5 protein-coding genes are annotated in these 6193 nt (G+C 70.4%); all 5 read right to left on the minus strand.

What is annotated here, in order from left to right:
* On the minus strand, window positions 1-903 hold a 903-nt coding region (locus tag QNJ12_RS23495), incomplete at its 3' end, for a hypothetical protein (protein ID WP_300626509.1).
* 171 nt (window positions 904-1074) lie between these two features.
* Window positions 1075-3291 (minus strand): phosphoribosylamine--glycine ligase, encoded by a 2217-nt coding sequence (purD, locus tag QNJ12_RS23500; RefSeq protein ID WP_300626511.1) that lies wholly within the window; start codon window positions 3289-3291, stop codon window positions 1075-1077.
* Entirely contained in the window at window positions 3291-4784 is a 1494-nt protein-coding gene (purF, locus tag QNJ12_RS23505) for an amidophosphoribosyltransferase (RefSeq protein ID WP_300626513.1), read from the minus strand. The genes purD and purF overlap by 1 nt, the downstream gene beginning before the upstream one ends.
* The gene (locus QNJ12_RS23510; protein ID WP_300626515.1) at window positions 4781-5734 is read right to left on the minus strand and encodes a phosphoribosylaminoimidazolesuccinocarboxamide synthase; all 954 of its coding nucleotides are present in this window, start codon (window positions 5732-5734) and stop codon (window positions 4781-4783) included. The genes purF and QNJ12_RS23510 overlap by 4 nt, the downstream gene beginning before the upstream one ends.
* A gap of 18 nt (window positions 5735-5752) precedes the next feature.
* A partial coding sequence (locus QNJ12_RS23515; RefSeq protein ID WP_300626516.1) for a phosphoribosylformylglycinamidine synthase subunit PurQ occupies window positions 5753-6193 on the minus strand: 441 nt, incomplete at its 5' end.

Below are 6193 nucleotides of genomic sequence, written 5' to 3' on the forward strand. Positions count from 1 at the left end.
GCGCTCGTGGTGCTGGCCAGCTGAGACGAGCGACCGACGGCGGACCGTCGCGACGATGACAGTCGTGGCCCCGATGCCCACCGCGATGAGCAGTACACCCGTCAACGTCTCCGGCGAGACCGCCGTCCCGCGGAAGATCGGGCCGCTGCCGACCGACAACGTCGAGTCGATCAGCGTGGCGCCGAACAGGTCACCCAGTGCCAGCGCCGCCGCACCGCGCTTGATCGCGACCCAGTCGACCACGAGCTCGGGCACGGACGTCCCGATCGCCAGCACGATCGTGCTGGCGATGAACTCGGGGACGCCGACCGCGTCGGTGATCTCGACGAACGAGCGCACGATCGCGACCGCCGCGCCGCCGACGATGAGCAGCCAGAACAACGTCGCCAGGATCGCCCCGCCGACCCGTCCGTCGGGGATCCGAGGCGCCTCGTGGCTGGCTTGGGTGCGCCGATGCAGCACGAGGATGCTGAGCACCCACGCGCCGACCATCGTCAGGCCGTTCCAACGGCTCAGGTGCTCGTCGGCGAGCAGCACCGCGAGCAGCACCAGCGCGCCGACCGACATCAGCCCGGCTGGAACGACGATCTGGAGCTCGTCACGCTTGAAGTCGGAGGAGAGGCCGGCGACGACGATGAGGATCGCGAGGATCATCGTGACCTGCGTCAGCGCCGACCCGGTCGAGTCGCCGACGTTGACGTCGCCGTGGTCGGTCAGCGACGCCATGATCGAGTTGGCGATCTCGGGCAGGTCCGTGCCGATCGCCAACACGGTGATGCCGACGAAGCCCTCGCTCATGCCGAGCGCGTCGACGGTCTCGAGCGCGGCGTTGACCGCCCGCCGGCTGGCGAGCGCGGCCACGACCACACCGGCGACCAGGACGGGAACCCACAGGATGAACATCGGTCGTCTGACGCCTCGTACACCTCGTCGCGGCGTCTGACGGCAGACGCCATCTCGACCGCCATCGTCCACCCGCCACCGTCGCTCCTGCCAGAGGCGAACGTCACCGACGTCGCAGGTCATCGGCACCGACGGCGAGCGCGCAGGACCGGCGCCGTCGGACCTGGACGTTCAGAGCAGGTGGACGGTCCGGCCGCCGGCGTCGCCGCGCACGAGTGCGCCGATCACCCACGTCGGCTCGGGAATCGCCGCCTGCACGGTGTCGACCTCGTCCGCCGCGCAGACGACGACCATGCCGATGCCCATGTTGAGCATGCGGTGCAGCTCGTGGGTGTCGACGCCGGTGGCCAACTCGGTGATCAGATCGAACAGCGCACTGCGCGGCCACGAGCCGAGCTCGATCTCGGCGTCGACGCCGTCGGGCAGCACCCGCGGCAGGTTCTCGGGGAGGCCGCCCCCGGTGATGTGGGCGAGCGCCTTGACTGCGCCGGTGGCGAGCGCGGCGTCGAGCACGCCGAGGTACGAACGATGAGGTTCGAGCAGGGCGTCGCCGAGCGGCACCTCGAAGCCGGGCGGCGTGACGTCCATCGGCACCCAATCGAACAGCTTGCGCAGGAACGAGTACCCGTTGGTGTGTGGTCCGCTCGAGGCGACACCGATCAGCACATCACCCGCCGCGACGTCGTCACGGGGGAGCAGCTCACTGCGTTCGGCGACACCGACGAGCGTGCCGGCGATGTCGAACGCGCCCTCCTGGTACACACCGGGCATCTCGGCCGTCTCGCCGCCGAGCAGCACGCACCCCGCCGCCTCGCACGCGTCGGCCATGCCCGTCACGACCTCGGCGACCAGGTCGGCATCGAGCGCGCTGGCCGCGATGTAGTCGAGGAAGAAGAACGGACGAGCCGACTGGACGAGCACGTCGTCGATGCAGTGATTGACGATGTCGGCGCCCACGCCGCGCACCTTGCCGAGTCGGGCCGCCAGCTCGACCTTGGTGCCGACACCGTCGGTCGACGCGACGAGCACGGGGTCGCCGAGCTCGAGGATCCGGCGTGCGGACAGCACGCCGCCGAAGCTGCCGACACCCTTGAGCACATCGGCGCCCAGCGTGCGCTCGACGGCGCCGCGCATGCGCTCGACGGCCCGGTTGCCCTCGTCGATGTCGACGCCGGCGGAGGCGTAGGAGGTGAGCAGCGCGCCTGGCGCACGCCATCCGATGTCGCGGCGCACCTGCATGTTGGGGAACGACACGCCGTCGAGGGCCCGGTAGGCGGCAGATCGGGCGGCGGCGAGATCGTCGCCGAGCCCGGTGACGGCGAGCACCCGCCCGCCGGCGGTCCGCCCGTCGTCGACGCCGGCGGGGAAGAGCGTCGCTTCGGGAACGTTGGTCGATTGGTTCGCCCAGTCGGTGGTCGAGAACCCGTCGAGGTGGATCGGCGCGCCGGTGTGGGGATCGTCCGGGTAGCCGGGTGACGCGGCGACGACCGTGCACGCCGCGCCCGGGCGCACCTTGATCTCCTCGTCGCCGACGGCGTGCCGGGTGCACGCCAGCGCCAACTCGGCCAGATCGGATTCGAGCAGCGGTAGGACCGCCTGCGTCTCCGGATCGCCGAACCGGCAGTTGTACTCGATCAGTCGCGGCCCCTCGGCCGTCAGCATGAGGCCGGCGTAGAGCACGCCGACGTAGGGCGTGCCGGCGGCCGCGAAGTAGTCGACGATCGGGAGGACGAACGTCCTGAGCAGCTCGTCGGCGTCGTAGGGGACCGGCGCCGGCGCGTATGCGCCCATGCCGCCGGTGTTCGGACCGGTGTCGCCCTCGCCGATCCGCTTGTGGTCCTGGGCGAGCGGTAGTGCGACCGCGGTCGTACCGTCGCACAGGGCCAGCAGCGAGCACTCGGGACCCGAGAGCTGCTCTTCGAGCATGTACGGCCCGAGCGCGGCGGTGGCACGGATCGCCGCTTCGGTCTCGGCGGCGGTCGTCGGGACGACGACGCCCTTGCCGGCAGCCAGTCCGTCGAACTTGACCACGACCGGGGCGCCGAACTCGCTCGCCCACGCCACCCCGCTGTCGGCGTCCATCTCCTCGAACCGTTCGTAGCGCGGGCCGGGCACGCCGAGGCTGGTGGCGAGGTGGCGGCTGTAGCCCTTCGACGACTCGATCCGGGCCTGCTTGGAGGTCGGGCCGAGGCAGGGGATCTTCCGGAAGGAGCATTCGTCGGCGACGCCGGCGACCAGCGCCGACTCGGGCCCCGGGATCACGAGGTCGACGTCGTCGGTGGTGACCTCGCCCAGCTCGGGAGCCATGGTGACGGTGTGGCCGTGTCGCTCGCAGGCCCAGGCGATGGCGTGCTCACGGCCGCCCGAGCCGATCACCAGCACCCGCATCAGGCGATGGCCCCCTCGAACGACAGCTTGGCCTGCGCCTCGTCGACGGCGATCGGGTACGCGCCGGTGAAGCACGCGTTGCAGTAGCCCTCGGTGGCGCCGACCGCCCGCATCATGCCGTCGAGCGACAGGAACGCCAGGCTGTCGGCGCCGATGTGCTCTTGCATCTCTTGCACCGTCCGGCGTGCGGCCATCAGATCGCTGTCGTGACCCATGTCGACACCGAAGTGGCAGGCGTGCGTGATCGGCGGGCACGTGATGCGGAGGTGCACCTCGGTGGCGCCGGCGTCGCGCACGAGCTTGACGAGCGGGCCGGCGGTGGTGCCGCGCACGAGCGAGTCGTCGATCATGAGCACCCGCTTGCCCGCCAGGTTCTCGGCGAGCGCGTTGAACTTCAGGGCGACTCCGCGCTCGCGCATATTCTGCGTCGGCTCGATGAAGGTCCGGCCGATGTACCGGTTCTTGATCAGACCGTCGTTGTGCGGGATGCCGGTCTCGTTCGAGTACCCGATGGCAGCCGGGATCGAGGAGTCGGGCACGGGGATCACGACGTCGGCGTCGACCGCGGACTCGCGAGCCAGTTCGACGCCGAGCCGCTGGCGGACGTGGTGCACGTTGTGACCGTCCCACACCGAGTCGGGCCGCGAGAAGTACACGAACTCGAAGGTGCACCGGGCGCTGCGGGCCGCGGGCGCCAGCGCCTGGTGGCGACTGATCTCGGAGCCCTTGAGGGTCACGATCTCGCCGGGACGGACCTCGTCGATGTCCGTGCAGCCGAGCGTGGCCAGCGCACAGCTCTCGCTGGCCACGGCGTGGCCGCCGGACGGCAGCTTGCCGACCGACAGCGGTCGGAAGCCCCAGGGGTCGCGGACGGCGATGACCTCGTCGGCATCGAGCAGGACGAGCGAGAACGCCCCCTTCCAGGCGGGCAGCGTGCGTTCGAGGCGCTCCTCCCAGGTGCGCCCGCCCGCCGCGGCCAGCATGAGGGCGACCACCTCGGTGTCGCTGGTGGCCGTCAGCCCGAAACCGCGGCTGAGCAGCTCGTCGCGAAGCGCGGGCGCATTGACGATGTTGCCGTTGTGGGCGACGGCCAGTGGTCCGTGCATCGTCTCGACGAGGAACGGCTGGATGTTTCGCTGGGCGTTCGACCCGGTGGTCGAGTACCGCGTGTGACCGATCGAGTGATAGCCGGTCAGCGGTGCCATCGCCTCGGGCGTGAACACGTTGGCCACGAGGCCCTCGTCCTTGTGGACGCGGGCGCGTTGGCCGTCGCTCACCGCGATGCCGGCGGCCTCCTGGCCGCGGTGCTGGAGCGCGAACAGACCGAAGAACGTCAGCTCTGCGATCCCGTCGCCGTGCGGGGTCGAGATGCCGATCACGCCACACTCGTCCCGGGGATGATCGTCACGATGACCGGCGGCCGTCACCGCTGCACCGGTCGTGCCAGGTGCCCTGCCGGTCGGTCCGGCGACGCTGACGGGTGTGTCGTTCACAGGAGTCCTGCTTTCGTCAGGTTGTCGATGAGTCGTTCGCCCACGGGATAGGCGCCGGGTTCGAACGTGGTGCCGGTCAGACGTTCGTAGGCGGCGATGTAGCGAGACGTCGTCGCCGACCACACCTCGGACGGTACCGCCGGGATCGGGCCGTCACCCGTGTAGCCGATGTCGGCGAACGCACGCCGCACGACCTCCTTGTCCAGGCTCTCGGGCTCGTCGCCGGCGGCGAGCCGTTCGTCGTAGGTGTCGGCCATCCACCACCGCGACGAGTCGGGCGTGTGCACCTCGTCGATGAGGATCAGCTCGCCGTCGGCGGTGAGGCCGAACTCGTACTTGGTGTCGGCGAGCACCAGACCGGCCAGCGATCCGAGCTCGACGCCTCGCGCGAACACGGCCAGCGCAGCCGCCTGGACGCGGTCCCACAGGTCTCGGTCGAGCAGGCCCCGCTCGGTGACCTCGTCGCACGTGATCGGCTCGTCGTGCCCGCCCCGCTCGGCCTTGGTGGTGGGTGTCACGATCGGCGTGGGCAGCGCGGTGTTCTTGTCGAGCCCGTCGGGGAAGTCGTACCCGTACATCGAACGCGCGCCGGTCGAGTACAGACCCCACAGCGAGGTGTCGGTGACCCCCGTGATGTGGCCGCGGACCACGACCTCGACGGGCAGCGGCCGGGCCTCGACCGCCAGGAGTGCGTTCGGGTCGGGGAGGTCGATGACGTGGTTGGGGACGAGATCGGCGGTGCGCTCGAACCACCAGGCCGACAGCTGGTTGAGCACCTGCCCCTTGTAGGGCACGCCGGCCAACACCCGATCGAACGCCGACAACCGATCGGTCGTGACGATGAGCCGCCGTTCGGAACCGCACGCCCACGACGCCCGGATCTTCCCGTCGCGCCGGTCGGCGAGCGGGAGATCGATCTCGACGAAGGGTTCGAACAGGCTGGTTCTCATGGCGTCTTCATCATGCCGTCACATCTCCGAGGCCGCGGCGACGCCGTTGCGGAAGAGCTGCAGCGCGAGATGGTCGAGCCCGCCGCCTCGGAGGTGATGCGGGTGCTGGCGGCCGACGACGAAGTTCTCCGGATGCGGCATCAGGCCCAGCACGTTGCCGTCCCGGTTGCACACGCCGGCGATGTCGGCGACCGAGCCGTTCGGATTCGTGCTCCGGTACCGGAGTGCGATCTGCCCGGCCTCCGCGAGCGAGTCGGGGTCGGGGTGGACGTAGCGGCCCTCGCCGTGCGCGATCGGGCAGTGCAGCGGTTGCTCGATGCCCTTGGTCCAGAGGCAGCGCGAGGCCGGCTGTTCGAGCACGACCCACCGGCACTCGAAGCGCCCGTGGGCGTTGTGCCCGAGTGCGCCCGGCAGGAGCTTGGTGCGGGTCAGCACCTGGAAGCCGTTGCAGATGCCGAT

This window comes from Ilumatobacter sp. (assembly GCF_030065885.1).
In the GTDB taxonomy this organism is placed as follows: Bacteria; Actinomycetota; Acidimicrobiia; order Acidimicrobiales; family Ilumatobacteraceae; genus Ilumatobacter.

Excerpts from the sequence above, each read along its gene's own strand:
- purD (WP_300626511.1), bottom strand. The coding sequence starts at position 3,291 with ATGCGGGTGCTGGTGATCGGCTCGGGCGGCCGTGAGCACGCCATCGCC.
- QNJ12_RS23510 (WP_300626515.1), bottom strand. The coding sequence starts at position 5,734 with ATGAGAACCAGCCTGTTCGAACCCTTCGTCGAGATCGATCTCCCGCTC.